The organism is Paenibacillus sp. SRL342, assembly GCF_984798905.1.
On sequence record NZ_OZ481790.1, the window covers coordinates 5,544,344 to 5,569,604 of the forward strand.

A 25,261-nucleotide genomic window follows, 5' to 3' on the forward strand; every position below is an offset into this window, starting at 1 on the left:
TAGTTCAAAAATCGACTTGTATTGACTGTAGTCAACGTATTATTTTCTGATTGTAATGAACCGCAGTGCTAAAGTCAAGGGTTAACACGAAAAGATAGCTCTAGAAATTTTTGCTCACACACAGCATGGTATGAGGAGTCCACAGAAAATATGGCTAATAGAAGCTGGATTCATCATATGAATTCCAACTTCTATTCGCTTCTTATTCCTCTATTGTTGCAGCATCCACTTCAACAGATCCGGCGCGCTCGCCCATAAACGGGAATGCATAATGACATATTCAATCGCTTCGTCGGAGTCGCCCATTCCGACAAAGTCAGGGAGGTTATGCGGCAATCGCTTCAAACCCAACAGGTAATCAGGCACATGTTTGTTCACACCCCGCGCCACACGGTACAGCATTTTGAGCTGGGAGGTGATTCCGTTTTTCTTATACTCCAGAATAATCTTGTCATAGGCAAAGGCCGCTGCGGCGTCACCTTTTCCATACTCCTCCAGCAATTGCTCTGCCTGTTCCAATTGGTTACTGTACAAATACACAGCAGCGAGCAGGTAACGTGCTCCGGTATTGTCTTCCGTATTAAGCTCTAGCATATGCTCCAGGATCTGAGCTGCTTCTTTCGTATCTCCACCAAACCAGCAGGATTCGGCATAACTTTTACATATCCGGATATAGGGACGAGTCTCATGAAGCCCCCAGAAGTCCCCTTTGTTCTCCTCAAAGAACAGTTCGCCCAGTTCACGTTTGCCAGCAGCGATTCCTTCCTTGAGGTAAGATCGTGCATCATCCTCACTGTCCGATTCCTCAGCTAGAATAAGATACGCATCAGAGCTGTCAGGATACATCTCCAGCGCTGTTTCCGCCAGATGTACTCTCCGTTTGGAAGAGCTCGCTTCCCTCGCCTTAGACAGCAGAGCCTGTGCTTTGTCTTTCGATGTGCCTGGACCGTTCAGCATCAATAGCTCGTCCGTTTCACCGCCCATGCCGTATTCTTCGATGTAACTATTCATCTCCTTAACCTTCCGGGAGATCGTGCCTGTCGTTACCTCATATTTATCAGCCAGCTCAGCCTTTGAGACATTGAAGCCGTATTCCTCGGACAGCAAATACTCAATTGCAGCAGAGAACGAGCCTGTCTTCTTCACAGTAGGGCGGGTCTGACGGGAGTAGCCGTTCCATAGCACCAGAGCTTCCAAAATTACCTCTGGCTCGTATTGGTTCCTCATGTTCTCAATAGTCTGCAGGGCCAGCTGTTCGTGAGCCGGGTGCTCCCATTTCAAATCGCTTGCCACCATCTTTTTCAGCTTGGTCAAGGTCAGTTTGCTCTCAGGCTGAATGGAGGCTTCCCGAACCGGTTGCTCCGTTGATATTATCCCCAGTATGGATTCTACAGCAGAGGACTCCTTGTTCAGACAACATTTCTTATATTTTTTCCCACTACCGCATGGGCATAAATCATTTCTTCCAACCTTACTCAAAACTAATTCCCCCTTAAATCTGTCTCTAGCCATTCGCATGAGAACTCTGTTGCTTTAGCATTGTAGGTGTCATTTCTCAAACGAGGCATTCTATATAACTTTCAAATTCCATCGATCAAGCAGAAACGGCTGCCCTGTACTTATATAAAAAAGGTGGGGCCGTTTCAGCGAGTATATGTTCATCTGGAATATGACGGATCACTCTGGCGATGAGTTCCTCATACTCTCTGTCATAGGATTGGATTCGCCTGAACCCAATCGCTGGAGCTAGAATTACCGTCCAATGTAGCCCAACTATGAAAACAATTCGCTGTAGAATATATAAACCCATCTCTCTATTCTAGCAAAAATTGAATAAAGGGGTAAGCTCTGCCCAAAACATACACATTCTCAGCTCAAAAAAAATAGCCTGCACACGGTGTGCAGGCTCAAAGGATATATAAAAAAAGGGGGTCATGTGTGTTATTATAAGCCCACTATGTTAAAGGCTTATGTAACTAATATTACAGTAATATTACAAAAATGATAGCGCTTTATAATTGTGTTTTTTAATATATTTATAATTGAAAAACCCTTGCACATTACTCGACTCTGTAGTCAAGCAGTGCAAGGGCCTAGAAGTATCTACACGTTAATTCAACTCTTCCACATAGGCATGGTTGGAACGAAGTTTATGAACAATCTCTTCATAATCCTCATCCCTTACTTTGGCAGACAGAACATAATGCAGATCATCATAATCGGCCGAAGACACATCCGAAGCATTCAGCATGTCTCCATCCTCATTCACTCTATCACGAGTATCCCGTTCTGCATCACGGTCCACATTGGCTACCACAGGGATCACATTTTCGCTGGCTGGAACACCCGGGGCTGCACCTACACCCATTGCTCCGTTGGTACCTACGCCACCTGCTGTATTATAAGGCACCAGTGGCACCATAACACGCGTGTCTCTACCTATCGCACTATCGAGCTGACCTACTTCCAGATGCTCTGTACGGAACGTCTGAAGTGAAGTTCTTGCGCCCTCTGCCTCGTCTTCGGTTCGAAAATACGCCTGAATATGTTTTGTCATGTCAAACCCTCCTTTTTCGGAATGAAATGCAACGTGAAGTTTGTAAACGTCACGACGTAACGTAGTTAAGATACATCCATGTATGTCAGTTGAACTGGGTGAAGTTATATAACTTTTAGCAGTTCACGTACAAACGCTGGCTCATCTTCGGGTGTTCGGGATGTAATATAGTTTCCATCCACAACGGCCTCATGATCCTTGAACTCTGCTCCTGCGTTTACCATGTCATCCTTAAGTGGTGGATAGGATGTAATGGTGCGGCCTTTCAACAGACCGGCACTAGCCAAAATTTGCGGACCATGGCAGATCGCTGCAATTGGTTTCTTCGCACTGTTGATCTCGGTGACAAACTTCAAGATGTGTGCATCCGTTCGCAAATTCTCTGGGGATGATCCACCAGGAATCACGACTGCATCATAATCTGAAGCGGATGCATCACCAATCGCCTTATCTGTGGTATAGGAGGCCTTTCCTCCTTTACCTTTAAGGGTCTCACCGACTTTCAATCCGATAATCTCCACTTCATGTCCAGCTTTTTTTACTTCGTCATACGGGACCTGCATCTCCGAATCTTCAAAGTCATTCGCCAATAAAAAAGCAACTTTACTCATAACGTATGTTCTCCTTTCCGTGTTCGAACTTTCTTTATAAAATCGGGTCTTGCAGTACATTGGCACTTCATTGTGCCTCGTTTTGTTATTACCCTCACCAGAGCAATTTATAACAATTGGGTGTAATTTCATTTTGTGACGAAGTCCTCAAACGAATAGTTAAAAGAATCAACTCACGACAAAAAGTCCTGATTCGGGAAGGAATCAGGACTTTTTAGAATCTGTATAATCCAAATATCGGATATTTATATACCTGTGTAAACATTCAAGATCGCGGAAGATGACTCTTCTTCCCTTTGTCCGAATCCTGAAGTGCCCAGATCGTTGCAACATACTCTGCAGCCGAACGGGCAAGGTGCAATGATTCATACAGGTTGCCAGGGAGTAACAAAGGTTCTGTACGGGTACGTGTTTCTTTCGCAGATTGGCGCATAATTGGATGGGTACTCCTTTGATCATGAAATAGTCATCAACGAATTATCCCTTATTATGGCCTGAACCCTATGAAATTATGCACCTGGTTCCTGACGAACCGGACTTTCAAGTATCAAAGTCACGGGTCCCCAGTTGGTAAATGTTACATCCATCATCGCTCCGAAACGCCCGGTTTCAACCTGAATACCTTTATCCCGTAGTAGTTGATTAAATGTTTCATATAACAGTTCTGCCGCTTCAGGTCGGGCCGCAGCAGCAAAGCTCGGACGCTTTCCTTTGCGACAATCTCCGTACAGGGTGAACTGGGAAACAGACAATACAGCACCGCCTACATCAAGCAGGCTGAGATTCATCTTCTCCTGATCATCCTCAAATATCCGCAACCCACTAACTTTGTCAGCCAGATACTGGGCATCCTTCTCGGTATCCTCATGGGTAATGCCTACGAGCAGCATTAATCCGGATTCGATCTTACCTGTAAGCTCGTCTCCCACGGTCACCTGAGCCTCTTTACAACGTTGTACAAGCACCCTCATCTAACAGGCTCCTTACTGCATAATCCGATGCACCGAATAGACATCTTTCACACGTTTGATCCGTTCTACAACGGATTGCAGATGATCCGTATTACGAATCAGAATTGTGACGTGCACCAATGCTAATTTATTTTTATCTGTCCGTCCTGTAACGGCAGATATATTAGTTTTACTTTCGGATACAGCCTGAAGTACCTCGTTAAGCAAGCCATTCCGATCATGGCCTGTAATCTCAATATCCACACTGTAACTTGCTTCGATATTCTCTTCCCACTCGACCTCAATAACACGTGCTGCTTCTTCACCGTCTGCACTTGTCGGGATATTCGGACAGTCACTACGGTGTACGGAAACGCCGCGTCCGCGTGTAACGTATCCGATAATGTCATCTCCAGGTACAGGATTACAGCATCTTGCGAATCGAACAAGCAGATTATCGATGCCTTTGACACGAATACCGTTGGTTGGTCGATTTCTGCGCTCAGGTGCAGGTTTCAGCTCGCGCATCTCGGAATTTAATTCCAGCAAACTGGACTCTTCCTGCTCTTTACGCAGTTTTTCGGTTGCTTTGGTTACAATCTGTGCAGCAGTAATCCCACCGAATCCAACAGCCGCAAGCATGTCATCAATATCATTAAACGCATATTTTTTGGCAGCTTCCATCAACTTGTCATCCGTCATCCACGCAGAAGGATCAAGCCCCATGCGTTTCAGTTCACGCTCACAGCTCTCCCGACCTTTTTCAACGTTTTCTTCACGGCGTTCCTTCTTGAACCATTGCTTGATCTTCGCTCGTGCATGAGAAGATTTCGCAATTTTCATCCAGTCCTGGCTCGGTCCGTAAGAATGTTTGGACGTCAAAATTTCGATGATGTCACCTGTCTTCAGATGATAATCGAGCGGAACAATCCGACCGTTTACTTTGGCGCCAATGGTACGATTACCAACCTCTGTATGGATTCGATAAGCAAAATCCAAAGGAACAGAGCCGATTGGCAATTCAATGACTTCTCCTTTTGGCGTAAATACAAATACCAGATCCGAGAAGAAATCCATTTTGAGTGACTCTACGAATTCTGATGCATCCTGTGCTTCGTTTTGAAGTTCAAGAATTTCACGGAAGAACGTAATCTTATCTTCAAAATGATTTCCGTTCGCAGCGCCTTCTTTGTAGGCCCAGTGGGCAGCAATACCAAATTCAGCAGTCCGGTGCATATCCCATGTCCGGATCTGTACTTCCGTTGGTTCGCCATTGGGACCAACTACCGTTGTATGCAGCGATTGATACATATTCGCCTTTGGCATCGCAATGTAGTCTTTAAAGCGTCCAGGCATCGGTTTCCATAGCGTGTGTATAATTCCCAGGGTAGCATAACAATCCTTGATATTATCCACAATAATACGAATGGCAAGCAGATCGTAAATTTCGTTAAACTGCTTGTTTTTGGTGGTCATTTTCTTGAACACGCTGTAGATATGTTTCGGGCGGCCCGAAAGGTCTGCCTGAATTCCCATCTCATCGAGCTTGTTCGTAATTCCATCCATAACCGTATCAATATATTGCTCCCGTTCCGCACGTTTTTTGTGCATTAGGTTTGCAATTCGGTAATACTGCTGCGGATTCAAATAACGGAGGGCGATGTCCTCCATTTCCCATTTGATTGCAGAGATACCCAAACGGTTTGCAATCGGACAGAAAATTTCCAGCGTCTCATATGAAATCCGGCGCTGGCTTTCTTCCGACTGAAACTTGAGTGTCCGCATATTATGCAGACGGTCAGCCAATTTAATCACGATGACACGGATGTCCTGCGCCATGGCGATGAACATTTTGCGGTAGTTCTCGTTCTGCTGTTCTTCCTTGGAGCGAAACTGAATACGTTCCAGCTTCGTCAAGCCGTCAACAAGCATGGCACACGTATTGCCGAAATGATTGCGGATCTCTTCAAGTGAGACCGTAGTATCCTCTACTACATCATGAAGAAGCGCTGCTATTATGGAGATGGTGTCCATCTGCATGTTCACAACAATGTCGGCAACCGCAAGCGGATGCAGAATATACGGTTCTCCCGATTTTCGCGTCTGTCCATGGTGGGCCTGATCAGCAAATTCGTAAGCTTCTCGTATGCGCACCAGATCGGGTTCTTTGATATATGCCCCGGCCTTCTCGAGTAATTGCTCTATGCCCATTCTGATCTGTTCCGTGTCCTTTCTATACCAAATGGAACCCGTGACAGTGCTGCAACACAGGTTCCCCGTAAAAGTAATTTCCTATAATTATGACGCTTCACCCGTTTCCCGTCAACTGCTGACGAATAAGAGCGCTTATCCAATTTTTATATTGGTGATCTGAATTACTTCTAACCCGTTTCCCTATGACTCACAGGGGATTGGATGTATTTCTTATTTTCTTATGTATTATTGCCGTTATTTGCTGAAATAGAAGGAAAATTCATGAAATTATAAATTCCATGGCTCTGCTACGTCAAAAATGTTATTGCTTAATTAAGAGAAACTCTGTAATCTATTGAAAGTTTGTGTTTCGGAAAAGGAGATGAAATTCATTGCAACGCGAAATTCAGGTTAATCAAAAGATGCCACTCGGCTCAGGTTCACTGCTTAGCCTTCAGCATTTGTTCGCCATGTTTGGCAGTACGGTGCTTGTACCGAACCTGTTCGGTGTCGACCCTAGTATGATATTGCTGATGAACGGAATTGGAACCCTGCTGTACATACTAATGTGTAAAGGAAAAATCCCCGCCTATTTGGGTTCCAGCTTTGCTTTTATTGCTCCTGTCACGATGATATTAAAAGAACATCCAGAGAACGGTTACTCGATGGCTCTTGGCGCCTTTATCATAACAGGTATTGTTTTCTGTCTGGTAGCTCTCATTGTGAAATATGTCGGAACAGGCTGGATTAACGTGGTATTCCCACCAGCAGTTATGGGTGCCATCGTTGCTTTGATCGGTCTGGAGCTTGTACCTGTTGCAGCTGGTATGGCCGGATTGATTAATTCCGATCCGGTAGCTAATCCCAGCTGGGTTCCTCAGGCGAAACCTATTATACTCTCCATGGCCACGCTCGGGATCACTGTCATTGGTGCCGTAACATTCCGTGGATTCCCCAAAATCATTCATATTCTAATCGGTATCGTAGTGGGTTATATCCTTGGTTATTCTATGGGTCTGGTTGATAAACAGGCTATTGGAAATGCTGATTTCCTCTCACTACCAACCGTAACCACTCCTACATTTGACTGGTCTGTTGTCTTTACCATTTTACCTGTAGCACTCGTGGTTATTGTAGAACATATTGGACATTTGCTTGTAACGAGCAGCATTGTAGGCAAAGATCTCTCGAAAGACCCTGGCCTCCATCGTTCCCTGCTTGGTAACGGCGTATCCACCATACTGTCAGGGTTTGTAGGATCAACCCCGAATACAACCTATGGTGAGAACATCGGTGTTATGGCTCTGACTCGGGTATACTCCACATACGTTATTGGAGGCGCAGCGGTTATTGCAATTGTACTCTCCTTCTCAGGAACATTTTCGGCGCTTGTAGCCAACATCCCTGTACCTGTTATGGGCGGCGTATCCCTTCTTCTGTTCGGGGTAATTGCGGCATCCGGTCTGCGTATTCTGGTTGAACAGAAAGTTGACTTTGCCAAACCAACCAATCTGATTCTCACTACACTTGTACTGGTCATCGGACTGAGTGGTACAGAAGTTATCTTCTACGGCGTTCATCTGAAAGGGATGGCACTCGCAACCATCGTTGGAATCCTGATGAGCTTGTTGTTTAAGCTGTTTGAAGTGCTGGGTTGGTTGAATGAAGACTCCAGAAAACAGCCTATTACTGAAAAAACACCTGATTAATTTCCATCATATACACATCAAAAAGCCTGTTCTTCCAACCGTAAGGTTAGGGAGAACAGGCTTTTTGATAATCATTAATGCTGTATATTATTTCCCGGGAAAAGGGAAAAGCAATTCAGGTTTTAATCACAACACTCCAAGTGGAGATTTTAAACTTAGTAGTTCATCAATGTGAATACATCGATTTTCTCTGGCAATTTAGCACGACCATTCAGATCAGACAGTTCGATCAGGAATGCAGCTCCGGCAACGTTCCCACCCAATTGTTCAATCAAGTTGATGGAAGTTGCAATCGTTCCACCCGTTGCGAGCAGATCATCTGCGATCAGGACATTTTGACCTTTTTCAATCGCATCTGTGTGCATCGCGAGTGTATCCTTGCCATACTCGAGATCATAACCAACTTCAATCGTCTCTCCAGGCAGTTTTCCACTTTTGCGAATCGGAGCAAAACCGACACCAAGAGCATATGCCAGAGGGGCGCCCACAACGAAACCACGTGCTTCAGGTCCAGCAATAACGTCAATTTTGAGATCAGAAACCATCACTTTCAGTTCATTGATCGCATTGCGGTACATTTCTCCATCCTTCAACAATGTTGTAATGTCCTTAAAGCTGATTCCCGGTTGTGGAAAGTCAGGAATGACACGAATATAATCTTTAAAATCCAAAATAATCTCCTCCTAAAATAAATACACAAACTTCCATCTAAGATACGCCCTTCATCCGGGATATCATCCATTGTGTCAGTTGCGGTGTGGCTGCATCCAGCATCACCTGTTCTATCTCAGCCATATTTTCGAGCGCCTGATAGTGACGTGAAGCGGTTAGTTCACGCTTAGGCGGGTTATCCACAAACGCAATTTTGCCGTTATCACGGGTAATGAAGGATAACTCTTCGAATACATCCAACATCATCGTAATCATGCGCGGCGAACAACCACACTGACGACTGAGCACAGGAGTAATCTCTTGTTCCTCCACGGGTTCAGCTTTCCATTTCAACACCTGCATATAAATACGCTTAAAGAGTTCTCTGGAAGGCATCTGAAGGCGATCTCGGCGGTTGCCTGATCCGTGCAGAAGGATGATATTCTCAGCTCCACTGAACAAAGCCAGCATGGCATCAAGTTGTTCCGGGGTTTCCGGCGTATCAAACACAAATAACGTCCGGACTTGTTCCTGTCCATAATGCTGTGCAGCAGCATTACACGGAAATAACCCGACCTTTCTATCATATACCCAAAGGCAAGGTTCATACAATGAATTTCCCTCGGAAACATCTGTTTCTTTCCGAACAATAGCACCAACAGAACCTGATTTATATCGCAGATGCACCTCAAGTGAGCTCAAGAAATGCTTCATTGCATTTAGTGGCTCGGCATTACCGCGTAAATCAAACACTTGGACCTGAGGAACATGAATGTCCTGAAGCATCAATTGAGGTTTTCTCATCCCATTCCATTCATTGATGGACAGTTCCCCCATCACATCAATAACGGAACCCGGGAGAAGAAACTCTGCTAACGCTCCCTTGCCAAAAGCGACGGTTTCCAGTTGCAGACCATCCTGCTCCAGAACCAGTTTCAGATGGCGTTTCTCTCGTCCCATTGTTCTGGTTTCCTTCACAGTCACACTTCTCAATACAAACCGTGGCGAAGGATTGCTCATCCCGAAAGGCTGCAATCTGTCGATCTCCTGGATCACTTTCAGCGGAACATCACTAATTCTGCATTCATCATCCGCAAGACGTTGAGGTACAAAGCCCTCTTCGGTCAACACGGTTGCAGCAAACTCATTCAACCCCACCTCAAGTTCTTCCAGTTGATCCCGATGCAGGGTCATCCCTGCAGCAGCCGGATGTCCTCCGTAATGATCCATGGTGTGTTTGTTGACTGTGAGTGCCTCATAGATATCCAAGCCCTCAATGGAGCGCGCAGAGCCTTTGCAGACTCCACTCTCTGGATCAATCCCAAGAATAAGTGTAGGTCGGTAATAGCGGTCCAGCAATTTGGAAGCCACAATACCAACCACTCCGACATTCCAGCCTTCACCAGCCAATACGATTACATCTGGAACGGATCCAGAACGAAGCTGTATCTTTTGTTCCAACTGTGCCGTTGCTTCTTGTAATATGCCCTCTACGACTTGCTGCCGTTCCCGATTCAATAGATCAAGCTGACCGGCTAGCGTATGAGCTTCATCCAGATTCTCGGTTGTGAGCAGCGACACCGCCCGTCCCGCATGGTCCAAACGTCCACTAGCATTAATACGTGGTGCCATGGCGAAGGCAATATTAATCGAGGTCACCTGACTCTGATCCACACCACTGATTTCCAGCAACGCACTTACACCTGGAAGACGCGAGCCACGCATGGATTCTATTCCATAACTGACGATAACCCGATTTTCACCTTCCAAAGGCATCAGATCGGCAACCGTACCGATAGCGGCAATCTCCATCCATTCACCGGGCACTTCCCCGATCAATGCCTGAGCCAGCTTTAAGGCTACCCCCGCACCTGCCAAACCTTTAAAAGGATACGGACATCCCGGAAGTTTCGGATTAATAAGTGTATAAGCTTCCGGTAAAATTTCAGGTGGTTCGTGGTGGTCTGTCACAATGACCTCGATGCCCAGCGTTGCCGCATAGGCAATCTGTTCAACAGCACTGATTCCGGTATCCACGGTAATAATCAATGAAACGCCCTGTTGATGGGCCCAATCCAACGCATGGTTGTGCAATCCATACCCTTCATTCGAGCGATGAGGGATATATATATCATACGAGGCCCCAAGATGACGCATCAGGTGGATCATCAGCGATGTACTGGATACGCCGTCAGCGTCATAGTCCCCATAGATTAAAATATGTTCTTCCCGCTCCAAAGCCAGTTTAATTCGAGGGACAGCTTCATTCATGCCGAGTAGCAGATACGGATCATGCATCTGATTCAGATCAGGATGCAAAAAACGTTCGGCCTCCTTCTCATTGTGCACTCCTCGACTCACAAGCAAACGTCCAACAAGGGGTGAAACGGAAAGCGCCTGCGAGAGTCCCGCAGCCGCCTCCAGATCGATATTCGGTGTATTCCACCGGTATTGCGAATAAAGCAATGATAACGCTCCTTTCCTGATCTACTGGACCCGCGCTTCACTACTGAATTAATGTCGCTTCGTGATCGGGCAGTTCATGATTGGATTTATAAGGATAGCCTGGATCATAAGGTATCGCTTGAATCTGTACTTCTTTCACATGACTGAAACGGGTTAGCAGTAGAGTCTTGGCCCGATTAGCAATCTCCTGTGCTTCCAGTATTGAGATTCTCGGATTCACACTAATGACCAGCTCAATCGTAACGTCATGTTCCTGTTCACGTGCAACCAAATGCTCAATGGTAATGATGCCATATACCCGCTGTACGGTCTCTTTGAAATCTGACGCTTCTTCCTGCTCCAGCTCCTGAACGAGTGAACCATAGACTGTGTCCACAATCATTCGGTAACCCTTGTGAAGCACAAAACAGGAAGCAATCAACGCAGCCGTGGGGTCCAGGTAGAGCAGCATGCTCAAACCCGTCTCTTCACCAGCCATCGATCCTATAATGCCGATTAACACGGTGAGCGAACAATAGAGTGCACGGCGATGTTGCTGTGCATAGGCCAGCGCCTGAGACTGGTTTCGTTTACGGAAATATCTGTACTGAAATTGAAAAATCGCTTCTTTCACAGCCAGAGCTGCAACAGCCACCAAAAGTACCGACTTGCCGGGTGCTTCCGGTTCACTTCCGGAGAGACTCCCCAATGCGGAGATGGCAAGCTGTAAGCCGCCCATAAGGATCAGCACAGATAACAATACTGAAATTCCCGGTCTAGCAACACGTGAGTGTTCTTTAAAGCGTTCCCTGCGTGCCTTGCTCTTATGGCGTACAGACTTGGAGGGAAAGAGACCAGCCAGGGCAGAACCAGCTTCAGAAGCAGAATACAAGCCGTCTGCGAGCAACGATTTGCTATTTGCCATGTAACCGACCCCAGCCTTGATCACCGCAAGTCCCATATTACCAGCAATACCGCTCCATGTGGCAGCTTGAGCAGATGGGATATGTTCTCTGGTCATGAATATTCCCCCTTAATTCTGTACATAAAGTTGCAAAACCGCGCCTGGCAGACGCGGCTTCACAATACGATGTTTAGTTAGATTCTTTAGCTACTGTTTTTGGCTTATCCACTTGTTTACCTTTGAGCGTGAACCATAATGGAGCGGCGATATAGATTGAAGAATAGGCACCAAAGAATGTTCCGATCACCATCGCCAGAGAGAACATACGAATAGACTCTCCGCCAAAAATAAACAAACAGAGTGAAGCAATAAATACAGTAAATGTTGTATTCAGCGAGCGCGTCATCGTTTGGGCTAAACTCCGGTTGACCACTTCACGTAGATCAGCTTTCGTTGATTTTTTGGCGAAACGCAGATTCTCCCGAATCCGGTCAAAGATAACGATGGTATCGTTGATCGAGAATCCGACAATGGTTAGTACAGCCGTAATAAAGGTCAGATTCACTTCAAGACGGAATATAGAAAATACACTTATAACTACGAAAGCATCATGGAATATGGAAACAACCGCTGCCAAAGCGAATCGCCATTCGAATCGAATCGCAACATAGATCATGATTCCGATACTAGCAATCAGTACCGCATAGATCGCATTACGCTCAAGCTCTTTGGCCATCTCTGGATCAACGGTATTCACTTCATAGGAAGCCGTCTCATCCAGTTTGCTAAATTCTTGCTTGAATTTGCTTTCTTGGTTTTCATCCAGTACGTTCGAGAATCGAACATTAACCCGATCAGATCCAGTCGTGATCTGGACTTCCTTTGTGTCAACACCCAGTTCATTCACGATTGGATTGATTTGCTCCGCTGTGATGGCTTTGGATACGGTGATATCCACATTTGATCCTGAACGGAAATCAACGGCGTAGTTCAATCCAAGTGAGAGCAAACTGATAATCCCTACTACAGTCAAAATGATCGAGAATGTATAGGCAATTTTACTTCCTTTAATATAATCAAAATTCCAATTAAAGCGCACGAATTTCACTCTCCTTCACTCCGAAGTACTTAGGCTTCTTCAACACGTTAGCCCGTACGAGCAGGGTCAACAGGAAGCGGGAGAAGAAAATATTCGTGATAATGCTGGTGACAATATCAAAAATCAGCACGAGTGCAAACCCTTTAACCGCACCTGTACCTAGGAAGAACATAACAGCGGCTGCAATAATGGTTGTGACATTGGAGTCAATGATTGTACGGAAGGAATGTTTACCACCCGCTTTAACCGATGACAAGATCGACTTACCACTGCGCATCTCTTCCTTAATCCGTTCGTACGTGATGATATTGGCATCCACCGCCATCCCTATACCCAGGATAAACGCCGCAATACCTGGAAGGGTAAGCACGAATTCTCCCATATAGAAGATTGCAAGTACCAGCCACGTATGTGTAATCAAGGCAAAACTCGCGATAATACCAGGAATGCGATAAAGCCCAATCATGAACACTAGAATAATAACGGAACCAATCAATCCCGCTTTAATGGTCTGATCCAGAGAAAGCTTACCAAGTGTTGCACCAACACTTTGTGAATACTTCTCTGTAAGTTTCAGTGGCAATGCACCCAGGTTAATGGTGTCACGAAGCTGGTTTGCTTCGTCACGTGTGTAAGCACCCGAAATCTGAGCGGAACCATCTGTCAACTGTTGTCTAACGGTTGGAGCAGAGAGCAGCTCATCGTCCAAATAAATGGCGAGAGGTTGTCCGATCAAACGTTTGGTGATCTCGGAAAACTTAGCTTTGTCTTTCACTTGAATGTCAATCATAGGCTCATTCAATTGAGTGAACACAACTTTGGCTGCATTCTCAACAAATTCATTTCCGCGAAGCTCAATTTTGGTGTATTCGCCTTCCTTGTCGTTCTCAGCTTTACTACGGAAGGTCAGAACAGCCGGTTCTTTCATTTTGGCTCTAACTTCAGCCTCATCCGTAACCCCTGCCAACTTCAATCGAATCCGGTTGCTTCCTTCAGTGGTTACCTCCGGTTCGCTTGTTCCGAGCGCATTGGCGCGGCTTTCAAGGCTTTTGGCCGTTTGCACCAAAGATGCTTTGGTGACTTGTTGACCTGCTTCGAGCGGCTCTGCTTCATATAAGATCTCGTAGCCTCCCTTTAAATCAAGGCCCAAGCGTATATTTTTGAGCAGTTCCGGGCTTGTTCCCACCATTACCCCTGTGGTGACAAGCACGACCAGAATGAAACTGATAATTCTTTTCATGCCGTTCCTAGATCCCCTTTCGTTCTCAATATTCCTATTATAGCGATGCCGTAAAAAGCAGTCAATTTTCAACAAAAAAGATCCCTTTCGTCTAGAAAGAGGACCCCCGGTATGCAGACACGGTCATAAAGTTCATAAAGCTTGTTGCTTTCAGTGACAAAATGTCGTTCACCAGCTGGTGAAGCGGTGGAATGCCCTGTTTTTCATATTTATGACTGACGCAATTCCAGACATCTTTGCTGGTGACATATTCGTAACCGACAAGCCTTAATTCCTCCGCTTTGCTACGGCAGAGCATCTCTATTGACTGTTCCAACTCCACATCATTCATTTCTTCCAACGGGGAGCCTCCCTTCGTACATCCAAGCCTTTATGCGGCATCAATATTACATGATTCGACTTCGCCTGATCATATTCCTTCTTGCTGATTATGGTTCTTTTTGTTAATCGTGTCCAAGTTGTCATGAGAAGATAAAGGACTGGCATAGGATGAAGAACAACGGCTTTGTCCCGTTTATGTTGATAGCCTGTACTTTCAACCGGGAAAGAGGGGTAGTCTTGAAGAAACAGACATTTATCCAGGGGGCCATGATCCTGCTCGCGGCAGGCATAATTAATCGAATACTTGGTTTCATTCCGCGCATTGCGCTGCCACGAGTCATTGGTGCAGAAGGTGTTGGCATCTACCAATTGAGCTATCCCTTTTTTATTGTACTGGTGACATTAATTACGGGTGGCATTCCGCTCGCCGTAGCCAAGCTCGTAGCCGAAGCTGATACCGGTGCCAATCGTTATTCCCCTCAGCGAATCCTGCAAGTAAGCTTAAGCTTTACGTTGACTCTGGGTGTTGTATTCATGTTTTTGTGCATCCTGTTTGCACCCTGGGTTACCAAGTACGTGCTCACAGATGAGCGGGTGTACCATACGTTCGTTAGTATGAGCCCCATGATTGCTATTATCGCCGTATCTGCTGTCTACAGAGGGTATTTCCAAGGTAAGCAAAACATGATGCCTACTGCCATTTCATCCATTGTTGAAACCATCATTCGTATCGTCTGTGTCATTTGGTTTGCCTGGCTTCTCCTCCCCCACGGTATTGCCCAAGCTGCTGCTGGTGCCATGCTGGGCGCACTCGTTGGAGAATTCGGCGGTATGCTTGTACTCTTGTGGAAGTATAACAGGCAGAAGAAAGAGTTACCGCTCGCCAAACATCAGAACATGCCCAATCTCACAACCAAACCTTTAAACCCAATACCTTCAGTTCTGAAAGAAACGGGTACTCCACAGCCCGGATTAATCCGGCGTTTGCTTGCAATCTCTATTCCTGTTACAGCAGGCCGATTGGTTGGCTCCTTATCCTATCTTGCCGAAACTATTGTTACTGCCCAGAGTCTGGCTCTGGCAGGCATATCCAAGGGACTTGCTACAGCACAATATGGTGCATTACAAGGTATGATTATTCCTTTGCTGCTGCTGCCGGGGGCACTAACCTCATCGCTCGCGACATCACTTGTGCCTTCACTGTCCGAAGCTTCTGCTCAGGGAGATCGCGCTCTGATTCACAAAAGAATGCATCAGGCCTTACGCTTGGCACTTGTGACAGGTGCTCCGTTTTCCGTGTTTATGTATGTGCTTGCCGAACCGATGTGTCTTGTTCTGTATAATGATGCATCGATCGGAAGCATGCTGAAGCTAATGGCTCCTTTTGCGTTGTTCATTTATATTCAAGCTCCTCTTCAAGCTGCGTTACAAGCTCTTGACCGTCCAGGTAAAGCACTGCTGAATACGTTTATCGGTGCGGTTATCAAAATCACCTTAATTTTAACACTCGCTTCCCGGCCCGAGTATGGCATCTTCGGTGCGGTTATTGCTATCTGTGTAAATTCTACTGTGGTTACCCTACTACATGCCCAAAGCGTACGTAAACTGCTACAATTCCGCTTTAAGATCATGGATTGGGTCAAGACGGTTGCCGGAATGTTTATCATGGGAGCAGCGACCCTGCTGGTATACGAAGAGACGGTCATGATACTGCCTTTTTGGGTCAGGATGCTTCTTGCTCCTTTTGTAGGGCTTATCGTTTATTTCATCGTCATGGGCTGGACGAAAATGATTGACTTTCATGATCTGTCCCGTGCTCCTTTTATTGGTTCATGGTTCAAACGTCGTTCAGGCAAATGATATTCATTCATTTTTTATCATCTTTTGGACTTACATACACTTTGCCATTGTGATCGATGGAGCATATAAATACATCTTTGAAATCCAAAATGCCATTATGCTGGATCTGATTTTTTAGCCAAAATCTCGTTTTCTGGATGAGCTCCAGATTCTGATCCTGGACTTTACCATCCATTATCAGAGGCAACGGCAGACCTTCATATTTGATATTTGGAAATCCATCGATTTGGTTTTTTCCTGTTTTGGATTTGCTGGAAGAAGACCCTTCTGAGTCAGAATCAGTAGAACTGTTACTGCTGCCATTAGAAGCATTTTGATCTTTAGGAAAAACGGTCAGCTTACCTGTGGTCTCCAATATTGCGAAATCAACCTCACCAATACTATCTACATTTTGTTCTCGGAGCTGTAATAACAGATCATCCAGGTTATATCGCTGTTTGCGCATCTCATCCCGATGAAGAACTCCTTTGGAGATCAATACGGTAGGTTTGCCATCAATCATCAAACGGAGTCTCCGACTCTTCAAACCGACAAAGGCCATTCCGATTTGCACGATGATAACCGTCAACATAGGTGCAATGCCATGAGACAATGGTTTATCTATATCTTCAATCACAAAGGCAGCCATCTCAGCGAGCATAATTGAGACGACCAGATCAAACATGGATAACTTACCTATCTCGCGTTTGCCCATAACCCGGATAGCACAATACACAAGGAAGTACATGAGAATGGTTCGAAAGATATGTGATCCGACATCTGGGAAGTTCACAACAGGGGTCCTCCTTCGAAACTGAGTTTTTTACAGTTAGCTGTAGTGCAATCCCTATTTTGACCTGAACCTTATATGCTCATGCAGAAATAATCCGTTCATTTAATGGAAATTCAGTTCATAAGTCCAAAGGCTTGACCATACACTGTATTAACTTATAACTTGTACAAGGGGGTTGCTTCATGCAATTGATCCGCCGCTTGGTTTCGTTTCGAGTGTCCAATCCGATTCTGTCAGGCCTCTGTCAGGCTTTTGTATGGATGTTTATCGGGGCATTAATACTCTCTTTGTTTCTCTGGATGAGCGGAATGCGGGAACAGGACCTCTCACTCTATACCTATGTTGTTCATGGCTTGTCATTATTGGTTGGTGGTTTTGTGGCAGGCAAACGTTCTGGTGAAAAAGGATGGTACTACGGAGGCATTACCGGAATTGTATATGGACTCCTTGTGCTATTGATCGGATTTCTCGCGCTGGATGCTTCGTTTAATTGGAAGGATAGTTTACAACTGCTTAGCGCGTTCTTCATTTCAGCTCTCGGTGGCATGTTCGGTGTTAATACGCATCGCTCCTAACTGACTGGTAAAGAACATCGACCTTCCCTCATAAATCAAAAAAGAGAACCGGTTCTCCAAGGAGATCCGGTTCTCTACTAGGGAATACGCCACAAACGCACCCTCGTTATTCTATGTTACAGTAACTATTCAACAGCCGTATCACGAGCTACAGCCGTGCTGATTGCATTACGGTCAAATGTAAGCTTAGTTACATCGTTTACACGCAATACAACCACATCATCCGTAATCTCAGCGATCGTACCGTGAAGGCCACCAATCGTTACAATTTTATCGCCTTTTTTCAATTGGCTCAGCATGGAATTCCGTTGCTTTTGCTTTTTGTTCTGTGGACGAATCATTAAGAAGTAGAAAATCGCAACCATGAGTACTAAAGGTACAATCAAAGATACGATCCCACCGCCTTGCGCTCCTGCTAGAGGCATTCCTTGAAACATTCAAACTCCCCCTTATCGACTATACATACAGATATTGCTTGTTACGCCGGTTTCCTCAAAACTCAATCAGAAACCTTTGTCATTGTCATGAAGACCATATTGATCGAAAAATTCATCCCGGAAATCAAGCAAACGATCTTCCATAATGGCTTTACGTACATTACGCATCAAATTCTGCAAGAAATGAAGATTATGGATCGTTGTCAAACGCAGGCCAAATGTTTCATCTGCTTTGATCAAATGACGCAGATAAGCTCTGGAATAGTTGCGACAAGTGTAGCAATCACATTCAGGATCTAATGGTCCAAAATCGGTTGCAAACTTGGCATTACGAATTACCAGACGTCCTTGGCTGGTCATCGTTGTTCCGTTACGGGCAATCCGAGTAGGCAGAACACAATCGAACATGTCCACTCCACGAATAGATCCCTCAATCAACGCATCGGGCGAACCTACCCCCATCAAATAACGTGGTTTATTGGACGGCAACAAAGGTAACGTATAATCCAATACACCATACATCAAATGTTTCGGTTCTCCAACACTCAGTCCACCAATAGCATACCCCGGGAAATCCATGGAAGTCAAATCTGCAGCGCTCTGACGGCGAAGATCTTCATGCATGCCTCCCTGTACGATGGCAAACAGACCTTGGTCATGCGGACGAGCGTGACTTTCGAGACAACGTTCTGCCCAACGGCTTGTTCTTTCGAGTGATTTTTTTACATATTCATATTCAGCCGGATACGGTGGACATTCATCAAAAGCCATCATAATATCGGAGCCAAGTGCATTCTGGATTTCCATCGCCACTTCAGGAGAAAGGAACTTCTTGTCTCCATTCAGATGAGAACGGAAGTTAACGCCTTCTTCCGTAATTTTGCGCATCTCGCTGAGAGAAAACACTTGGAATCCGCCGCTGTCCGTCAGAATAGGACGGTCCCAGTTCATGAATTTGTGCAGTCCGCCAGCTTCACGGATGATTTCATGTCCTGGTCTCAGAAACAGATGATAGGTATTACTCAAAATAATCTGAGCATCCATTTCTTTCAACTCTTCAGGGCTCATTGTTTTGACAGTCGCCTGTGTACCTACAGGCATAAAGGTTGGTGTCTCAATAACACCGTGAGGTGTATGTACACGTCCCAGACGTGCACCGGATTGTTTGCAAGTTTTGATATGTTCATACGTAATTGCTGCCATTGGTTTTAATCATCCTCTAAAAGTTAATCGTTATACCGTTATACTAATATATCAACATGGCATCGCCGAAGCTGAAGAACCGGTATTTCTCTTGGATGGCTTCCTCATATGCCTGCATAATATGTTCCCTGCCTGCTAGCGCACTAACCAACATAACCAACGTGGATTTCGGGAGATGAAAATTTGTAAGCATCCCATCGATCACTTTGAAGGAATAGCCCGGATAGATAAAAATGCTGGTCCATCCGCTGCTCGCTTGCAGTATGCCATTTTCAAATTTGCTGCCTACCGTTTCCAAAGTCCGGCAGCTCGTTGTCCCAACCGCAAAAACACGGTGTCCATTCTCTTTGGTCTGGTTAATCAGATCTGCCGTTTCTTGTGACAAAGAGTAATACTCCTCATGCATGACATGATCTTCAACAACGTCAACCGACATCGGTCTGAATGTTCCCAGTCCTACATGAAGCGTAATGAAGGCCACATTAACACCTTTCGCACGAATCTGATCCAACAACTCATCCGTAAAATGTAATCCTGCTGTAGGTGCAGCCGCCGATCCTTCATGCTTGGCATACACGGTCTGATACCGTTCGCGGTCATCCAATGTCTCCTTGATATAAGGTGGCAACGGCATCTCACCCAGACGATCCAGAATCTCTTGGAAGATTCCATCATACGTAAACGTAAGTGTACGTGCCCCCATCTCGCCCTCTTCTTCAATGATTGCCTTGAGTTCCTCACCAAATACGATGACTGAACCGGCTTTCAGCTTTTTACCCGGCTTAACCAGTGCTTCCCACTTGTCACCTTCCACATTTTTGAGCAATAACACTTCCGCTTTTGCTCCGGTATCTTCTTTTGTACCGAATAGACGGGCTGGTAGAACACGTGTATCATTCAGAATCAATGTATCGCCGGGATTCAGAAAATCGATGATATCAGGAAACGTTTGATGATTAATCTCACCGCTATCTTTGTTCAAGGTAAGCAAACGGGATGCCGCGCGATCAAGCAACGGCGTCTGTGCTATCAACTGCTCTGGTAATTCAAAATCATATAAGTTCACATTCATTTAGTTTCATTCCTTAACAATAGTCGCATTTTGATAATAGTGTTTCAATATTGCCTGGTAATCATACCCTTCATCTGCCATGCCTTTGGCTCCCCATTGGGACAAGCCCAATCCGTGGCCATTGCCCTGACCGATGAACATGAAGGTCTGACCCTGCGTTACCGCTCTCGCTTGACCATCACCACTCATAACTACAAGTGCATTACCGGATGATGTTCCTGCGCCAGAAGAAGACAATATAGAGGCACCATTTGAGCCGGTTTTACTGGCTGTTTTGCCGTCAGCGCCTAATACAGTATAACTTCCGGTCCCTGCAATATCAAATAAAGTACTCGGTAATCCACCGAGCGCAGAGCGGTATGTATCGGCATATTTCACCGTCATAGCCTGTCCATTGGCAGTGACTTCAAGTGCTCTTCCGGAAGGTCCACGCTTGGTTACTTCCAAGGTTGAGATTGAAGCAGGAACAGATGCTGTTGTTTTGCCCTGAAGGGATTTAACCAACTGGGCAGACGTGAAAGGTCCTCTCACCCAGGCATAATCGTTGGATTGAGCCACTTTTGCCAACACAACAGCTTCGTTCCCTGGATTCATTTTGGCTACAGGTTCCACGGTGGATTGAATTAACGGAACGGAACGCACATTGGTATTCTGAGCCGTTACCGTCACTTTTGCCAGTCCCGCATTGGTCTTGGTCGTTAATTCTTTGATGTTGTCCTCACGAATGTACCCGCTAACGCCTGAACTGAGCAGCACATGGTACCACATATGTAATCCTGCCTGGGCTGATGCATCACCCGAGCTAACTACATTGGTGAAAACACCTGCTCCACCGTTCCATACCTCAGAAGGATGAGCCGTCTGGCCACCCGCATTGGAGGAGAACACAGCTTCGATGATTTTACCACCGCTCTTGACCACTTCTCCAGTAGTTGCATCCACTGCGCTGGTTACTTTATCGTTCTCCGAACCAATCCCGTTATAGGCTTGGCTGAGCGTTGTATCCACGACATTGGCAATTTTGAAACGTTCACCCTGTTGAAGCGCGTAGGATCGAGCCGCTACAGCTTGAACTTTCAGAGCCTCAGCAGGCCAGGAGGAATACACCTCTGCCCCAACGACAGAGTACAGATATTGCTCCAGTGGAACGACATTGACCAACGCCAGATCACCACTTACGATGCTGATTTCCATATCTCCACGATACGTTCGCTGGGAACGTTCCACTACTTTGATGCCATTGTCATTCCCTTGTACCAATGCTTTGGATTCAGTACCTGCAATGGTGTAATGCGGAGCTGTTTTCAGTGCATCCGTACTTAATCCAGCATCCTGACGGATGATGAGCCCTGCACTATTGTTGACAGGTGAAAGGCTTACCCCTGGAGCTTTGGCTTCCACACTGTTCTTCAATGCGGTTAATTCCGCATCCGTTGAAGCTTCACCCACCCATACCGCATAGGCTTGGCTTCCTCCACTCAGTTGAAGGACTGGATAGGCACTACTAACCCCTGCTGATAAAAGGTTGGCTTGTGCTGCCTCTGCTTCCTGAATCGAACCATAGGTTCCAGCAGACAGGCGTTTACTTCCCGTTACAGCTGGCTTTTGACCAGCCAATTGAGCTGCTGCTACCTTTTGTACTCGTGTAACAGCTTGTCCAGCCAGTGCCTCCGTTGCATAGTTGCCTGTGTAGAGCTGGTAAATGGCATTTCCATTCACAGACGTTGTGAACAGCAACGGTTTATCCGCGGTTGCCTGCAACAGTTTTGCTGCTGCAGATGCTGTCTTGAAATCCGCTGTCTCCAACACTTTCACTCGAAATCCGTCTGCGCTGAAACGGACCTGCCCTGCAGGAAGGCTTACATTTGCGCCACTCTCCGATTGGATGCTCCATTTTTCTGTAGATTCAAGCGTAATGAGTGGTGTAGTTGATTTATACGTACTACCCAGATTTGCAAACATGGCTACCCGGATCGTTTGTCCATCATTTCCTGCTGCATAAGCAGGCACTTGCAGGCAACCCACTGTCAAAAGAGCTGCCGCCAGTACCTTCAATCGACGACTCCACTTCTTCGTTCGTATTGCTTTTCCCACAATCAGACTCCTCTCCATGCATTTCCTTCACTTTTATATCGGGTTAACGTGATTATTTCAATGTTTATGATGAATGTTCAAATGAGCATGTTCAACAGGTTCGATTATTTACCGTCTCTTGGTGGAACAGGTAGACCCAAATGATGATAGGCGAGATCTGTTACGATCCTGCCCCTTGGTGTACGCTGAATCATACCAATCTGAAGCAGATACGGTTCATAGACATCCTCTATCGTCTGACTTTCTTCACCAATCGTAGCAGCAATGGTATCCAGCCCTACCGGGCCTCCCCGGAAGCTGTTGATCATCGATTTGAGCATTTTGTGATCAATCTCATCCAGGCCACGCGGATCAATCTGGAGACGTTGCAGTGCTTCTTCCGCCAGTGTCTGCGTAATAATCCCGTCACCACGCACCTGTGCAAAGTCGCGTACTCGTTTTAACAAACGGTTGGCGATCCTCGGTGTCCCACGTGAGCGCAATGCAATCTCTTGCGCAGCATCTCCCACAATCTCCACACCCAAAATTTCGGTAGAGCGTGAGACGATATAAGCCAGCTCATCAACCGTGTAGAATTCCAATCGACTGATAACACCAAATCGGTCTCGAAGTGGAGCAGACAGCAAGCCAGCACGCGTTGTAGCCCCAATTAGAGTGAATGATGGCAGATCCAGCCGAACGGAACGTGCACTTGGACCTTTACCAATCATAATATCCAATGCCGAATCCTCCATAGCCGGGTACATGACTTCTTCAACCGTACGATGCAAACGATGAATCTCATCAATAAACAAGACATCACCTTCCTGCAGATTGGTTAACAATGCTGCAAGATCACCCGGGCGTTCAATAGCCGGGCCTGACGTGGTTCGTAAATTAACACCCAATTCGTTGGCAATAATATTGGCAAGTGTTGTTTTACCAAGTCCAGGTGGTCCATATAACAAAACGTGATCCAATGCCTCATTACGAAATTTGGCAGCTTCAATATATATCTTTAAATTTTCCTTCACCTGATTCTGCCCGATATACTCATTCAGATACCGGGGACGAAGACTCAACTCAACATTTTGGTCCTCCATCATCAGGTTCGCGGAAATAATCCGGTCATCCATGTTCATCCCTACCTTTTTTTGCAGGCTACAGCTATATTATAATATGCAATTTGTATTATCCCGTAAACAGCATTTGCAGCGCCTTTTTCATCAACACATCAACGGAATCTGCTGTAGTAACATCCTTTTTCAATTTGAGCCACACTTTATCAAGCTCACTGTCAGTATACCCAAGTGCCTTGAGACCTTCACGTGCCTCATCCCAGGCTGAACCACTTCCCGACTCTTCCGATGGAGGAGCGAACAAACCTGTTGCGTACGCTGCCGCGCCAAAACTATCCAGCTTATCCTTAAGATCCAGAATCATGCGTTGAGCAGTCTTCTTGCCGATGCCTGGCAATTTGGTCAAGAACGTAAGATTCTCCTGATAAATCGCCGTAACCACATGTTCTGGTGTACCTCCAGCGAGTATGCCCAGAGCTACTTTTGGACCGATACCGGATACTTCAATCAGTTTACGGAACAAACGTTGCTCATCCCGTGTAACAAATCCAAACAGCAACATCGCATCCTCACGCACATGATGGTGAGTGTACACGGTAATTTCACCTTCTTGCTTCGCAAACGCAAATGGATTTGGACAGAATACGCGATAACCTACACCATGAACATCCAGCACAATATAATCATTCTCTACATGAATGAACTGTCCTCTTAGAAAATCAATCATTTTCGCAATACCTCATTCAACTTGGAATTTAATGTATAAGAGTGTGCGTGGCACACGGCTACAGCCAATGCATCCGCTACGTCATCCGGCTTAGGAACGACCTGAAGACGCAAGAACATTTTGACCATTTCCTGTACTTGCTTCTTCTCTGCTTTACCGTACCCCACAACAGCCTGCTTGATCTGCATTGGCGTATACTCTGCAATAGGCAGACCCTTCTGTGCGGCAGCGAGTACCATAACTCCTCTAGCCTGACTCACAGACATCGCTGTTGTAACGTTCCGATTGAAAAAAAGTTTCTCCAGCGCTACTGCGTCCGGTTTGTATTTATCAATCAATTGCACCATACCTTCATATACGTGAAGCAATCGTTCCTCTTCAGGGGTATGAGCTTCCGTCTGAATACATCCATATTGTACGGGTACCACCTTACTGCCGATTTTATCCACAAAACCAAAACCAACAATCGCAATCCCCGGGTCAATTCCCAAAAAACGCAAAACCATCTCTCCCTCACAAAAGCGAACATATGTATCGTTCATTTCATTATAACAAAAGATAGACCCTGCGGCAGGAAAAACTTTGTCTAACTGACTACTCGTCTTTATTCGCGGATTTTTTACATGTTTATGCGTATTTTCATGTATTTCAGTTCAAACGACAAAAAGGACATCTCTTCGATGTCCTTCACCACATTCCACGTATTTTGGATTCTATCGCTTGGTTACGTAAACCACGAATGTTATTGCTATTGCCACCATCGTTTCAGTAATTCACAATCTT

At 45.7% G+C, this 25,261-nt stretch carries 23 protein-coding genes; 3 read left to right on the top strand and 20 right to left on the bottom strand.

Features of this window, described 5'->3' with window-relative positions:
- Positions 1 to 210 precede the first annotated feature (210 nt).
- From AC4E8D_RS24415 to AC4E8D_RS24440, 6 genes are all read right to left on the bottom strand, one after another.
- A complete protein-coding gene (locus AC4E8D_RS24415; RefSeq protein WP_221824757.1) occupies positions 211 to 1,479 on the bottom strand; it encodes an SEC-C metal-binding domain-containing protein in 1,269 nt (422 codons plus the stop codon).
- Positions 1,480 to 2,110: 631 nt separating this feature from the next.
- Positions 2,111 to 2,557, bottom strand: coding sequence for a hypothetical protein (locus AC4E8D_RS24420; protein ID WP_221824758.1), 447 nt, complete (start codon positions 2,555 to 2,557; stop codon positions 2,111 to 2,113).
- A 104-nt stretch (positions 2,558 to 2,661) separates the two neighbouring features.
- Complete coding sequence (locus tag AC4E8D_RS24425; protein WP_221824759.1) at positions 2,662 to 3,168, bottom strand: type 1 glutamine amidotransferase domain-containing protein; 507 nt, start codon at positions 3,166 to 3,168, stop codon at positions 2,662 to 2,664.
- Between the two features lie 265 nt (positions 3,169 to 3,433).
- Positions 3,434 to 3,601: a hypothetical protein gene (locus AC4E8D_RS24430; RefSeq protein ID WP_221824760.1), complete on the bottom strand. Its 168-nt coding sequence runs from the start codon at positions 3,599 to 3,601 to the stop codon at positions 3,434 to 3,436.
- Positions 3,602 to 3,677: 76 nt separating this feature from the next.
- Positions 3,678 to 4,139, bottom strand: a complete 462-nt coding sequence (dtd, locus tag AC4E8D_RS24435) for a D-aminoacyl-tRNA deacylase (RefSeq protein WP_221824761.1) — start codon at positions 4,137 to 4,139, stop codon at positions 3,678 to 3,680.
- Positions 4,140 to 4,151: 12 nt separating this feature from the next.
- Positions 4,152 to 6,329, bottom strand: a complete 2,178-nt coding sequence (locus AC4E8D_RS24440) for a RelA/SpoT family protein (protein WP_036616894.1) — start codon at positions 6,327 to 6,329, stop codon at positions 4,152 to 4,154.
- 374 nt (positions 6,330 to 6,703) lie between these two features.
- Here AC4E8D_RS24440 and uraA point away from each other — a divergent pair, with 374 nt between their 5' ends.
- Positions 6,704 to 8,020, top strand: a complete 1,317-nt coding sequence (uraA, locus tag AC4E8D_RS24445; protein WP_405130699.1) for a uracil permease — start codon at positions 6,704 to 6,706, stop codon at positions 8,018 to 8,020.
- 155 nt (positions 8,021 to 8,175) lie between these two features.
- Here the strand turns inward: uraA and AC4E8D_RS24450 are convergent, their stop codons facing one another.
- The 6 genes from AC4E8D_RS24450 to AC4E8D_RS24475 form a co-directional block, all read right to left on the bottom strand.
- On the bottom strand, positions 8,176 to 8,691 hold the full coding sequence (locus tag AC4E8D_RS24450; protein WP_405130701.1) for an adenine phosphoribosyltransferase: 516 nt from the start codon (positions 8,689 to 8,691) through the stop codon (positions 8,176 to 8,178).
- A gap of 37 nt (positions 8,692 to 8,728) precedes the next feature.
- A complete protein-coding gene (recJ, locus tag AC4E8D_RS24455) occupies positions 8,729 to 11,137 on the bottom strand; it encodes a single-stranded-DNA-specific exonuclease RecJ (RefSeq protein WP_490205342.1) in 2,409 nt (802 codons plus the stop codon).
- A gap of 40 nt (positions 11,138 to 11,177) precedes the next feature.
- On the bottom strand, positions 11,178 to 12,137 hold the full coding sequence (locus AC4E8D_RS24460) for a cation diffusion facilitator family transporter (RefSeq protein ID WP_145150218.1): 960 nt from the start codon (positions 12,135 to 12,137) through the stop codon (positions 11,178 to 11,180).
- Positions 12,138 to 12,210: 73 nt separating this feature from the next.
- Complete coding sequence (gene secF, locus AC4E8D_RS24465) at positions 12,211 to 13,119, bottom strand: protein translocase subunit SecF (protein WP_221824764.1); 909 nt, start codon at positions 13,117 to 13,119, stop codon at positions 12,211 to 12,213.
- Entirely contained in the window at positions 13,109 to 14,359 is a 1,251-nt protein-coding gene (gene secD / locus AC4E8D_RS24470) for a protein translocase subunit SecD (protein WP_405130702.1), read from the bottom strand. The genes secF and secD overlap by 11 nt, the downstream gene beginning before the upstream one ends.
- A 91-nt stretch (positions 14,360 to 14,450) precedes the next feature.
- Positions 14,451 to 14,690: a post-transcriptional regulator gene (locus AC4E8D_RS24475; RefSeq protein ID WP_036617497.1), complete on the bottom strand. Its 240-nt coding sequence runs from the start codon at positions 14,688 to 14,690 to the stop codon at positions 14,451 to 14,453.
- A gap of 227 nt (positions 14,691 to 14,917) precedes the next feature.
- Here AC4E8D_RS24475 and spoVB point away from each other — a divergent pair, with 227 nt between their 5' ends.
- Positions 14,918 to 16,540, top strand: a complete 1,623-nt coding sequence (spoVB, locus tag AC4E8D_RS24480; protein ID WP_405130703.1) for a stage V sporulation protein B — start codon at positions 14,918 to 14,920, stop codon at positions 16,538 to 16,540.
- Between the two features lie 7 nt (positions 16,541 to 16,547).
- Here the strand turns inward: spoVB and AC4E8D_RS24485 are convergent, their stop codons facing one another.
- Positions 16,548 to 17,267, bottom strand: coding sequence for a YetF domain-containing protein (locus AC4E8D_RS24485; protein ID WP_221824799.1), 720 nt, complete (start codon positions 17,265 to 17,267; stop codon positions 16,548 to 16,550).
- A 227-nt stretch (positions 17,268 to 17,494) separates the two neighbouring features.
- On the opposite strand from AC4E8D_RS24485, the gene AC4E8D_RS24490 reads away from it, so the two are divergent.
- Positions 17,495 to 17,887, top strand: a complete 393-nt coding sequence (locus AC4E8D_RS24490) for a TIGR04086 family membrane protein (RefSeq protein ID WP_017686772.1) — start codon at positions 17,495 to 17,497, stop codon at positions 17,885 to 17,887.
- 125 nt (positions 17,888 to 18,012) lie between these two features.
- Here AC4E8D_RS24490 and yajC read toward each other — a convergent pair whose 3' ends face one another.
- The 7 genes from yajC to ruvC form a co-directional block, all read right to left on the bottom strand.
- The gene (gene yajC / locus AC4E8D_RS24495) at positions 18,013 to 18,324 is read right to left on the bottom strand and encodes a preprotein translocase subunit YajC (protein ID WP_036616875.1); all 312 of its coding nucleotides are present in this window, start codon (positions 18,322 to 18,324) and stop codon (positions 18,013 to 18,015) included.
- Positions 18,325 to 18,390: 66 nt separating this feature from the next.
- The gene (tgt, locus tag AC4E8D_RS24500; RefSeq protein ID WP_076212514.1) at positions 18,391 to 19,527 is read right to left on the bottom strand and encodes a tRNA guanosine(34) transglycosylase Tgt; all 1,137 of its coding nucleotides are present in this window, start codon (positions 19,525 to 19,527) and stop codon (positions 18,391 to 18,393) included.
- A gap of 43 nt (positions 19,528 to 19,570) precedes the next feature.
- A complete protein-coding gene (queA, locus tag AC4E8D_RS24505; protein WP_221824766.1) occupies positions 19,571 to 20,599 on the bottom strand; it encodes a tRNA preQ1(34) S-adenosylmethionine ribosyltransferase-isomerase QueA in 1,029 nt (342 codons plus the stop codon).
- Positions 20,600 to 20,605: 6 nt separating this feature from the next.
- Positions 20,606 to 22,693, bottom strand: a complete 2,088-nt coding sequence (locus tag AC4E8D_RS24510; protein ID WP_339178841.1) for a SpoIID/LytB domain-containing protein — start codon at positions 22,691 to 22,693, stop codon at positions 20,606 to 20,608.
- A gap of 104 nt (positions 22,694 to 22,797) precedes the next feature.
- Entirely contained in the window at positions 22,798 to 23,808 is a 1,011-nt protein-coding gene (gene ruvB, locus AC4E8D_RS24515) for a Holliday junction branch migration DNA helicase RuvB (RefSeq protein WP_221824768.1), read from the bottom strand.
- Between the two features lie 55 nt (positions 23,809 to 23,863).
- Positions 23,864 to 24,478 carry a Holliday junction branch migration protein RuvA gene (gene ruvA, locus AC4E8D_RS24520; protein ID WP_036616866.1) on the bottom strand — a complete coding sequence of 205 codons (615 nt, stop codon included), beginning with the start codon at positions 24,476 to 24,478 and terminating at the stop codon, positions 23,864 to 23,866.
- Complete coding sequence (ruvC, locus tag AC4E8D_RS24525; protein ID WP_017686765.1) at positions 24,475 to 24,978, bottom strand: crossover junction endodeoxyribonuclease RuvC; 504 nt, start codon at positions 24,976 to 24,978, stop codon at positions 24,475 to 24,477. Before ruvC ends, ruvA begins: the two co-directional genes overlap by 4 nt.
- Between the last annotated feature and the right edge of the window lie 283 nt (positions 24,979 to 25,261).

Coding starts and splice junctions, on each gene's coding strand:
- AC4E8D_RS24420 (WP_221824758.1), bottom strand. CDS start 2,557: ATGACAAAACATATTCAGGCGTATTTTCGAACCGAAGACGAGGCAGAG.
- AC4E8D_RS24425 (WP_221824759.1), bottom strand. CDS start 3,168: ATGAGTAAAGTTGCTTTTTTATTGGCGAATGACTTTGAAGATTCGGAG.
- AC4E8D_RS24430 (WP_221824760.1), bottom strand. CDS start 3,601: ATGCGCCAATCTGCGAAAGAAACACGTACCCGTACAGAACCTTTGTTA.
- dtd (WP_221824761.1), bottom strand. CDS start 4,139: ATGAGGGTGCTTGTACAACGTTGTAAAGAGGCTCAGGTGACCGTGGGA.
- AC4E8D_RS24440 (WP_036616894.1), bottom strand. CDS start 6,329: ATGGGCATAGAGCAATTACTCGAGAAGGCCGGGGCATATATCAAAGAA.
- AC4E8D_RS24460 (WP_145150218.1), bottom strand. CDS start 12,137: ATGACCAGAGAACATATCCCATCTGCTCAAGCTGCCACATGGAGCGGT.
- secD (WP_405130702.1), bottom strand. CDS start 14,359: ATGAAAAGAATTATCAGTTTCATTCTGGTCGTGCTTGTCACCACAGGG.
- AC4E8D_RS24475 (WP_036617497.1), bottom strand. CDS start 14,690: ATGAATGATGTGGAGTTGGAACAGTCAATAGAGATGCTCTGCCGTAGC.
- AC4E8D_RS24485 (WP_221824799.1), bottom strand. CDS start 17,267: ATGTACTTCCTTGTGTATTGTGCTATCCGGGTTATGGGCAAACGCGAG.
- AC4E8D_RS24490 (WP_017686772.1), top strand. CDS start 17,495: ATGCAATTGATCCGCCGCTTGGTTTCGTTTCGAGTGTCCAATCCGATT.
- yajC (WP_036616875.1), bottom strand. CDS start 18,324: ATGTTTCAAGGAATGCCTCTAGCAGGAGCGCAAGGCGGTGGGATCGTA.
- tgt (WP_076212514.1), bottom strand. CDS start 19,527: ATGGCAGCAATTACGTATGAACATATCAAAACTTGCAAACAATCCGGT.
- queA (WP_221824766.1), bottom strand. CDS start 20,599: ATGAATGTGAACTTATATGATTTTGAATTACCAGAGCAGTTGATAGCA.
- ruvB (WP_221824768.1), bottom strand. CDS start 23,808: ATGGATGACCGGATTATTTCCGCGAACCTGATGATGGAGGACCAAAAT.
- ruvA (WP_036616866.1), bottom strand. CDS start 24,478: ATGATTGATTTTCTAAGAGGACAGTTCATTCATGTAGAGAATGATTAT.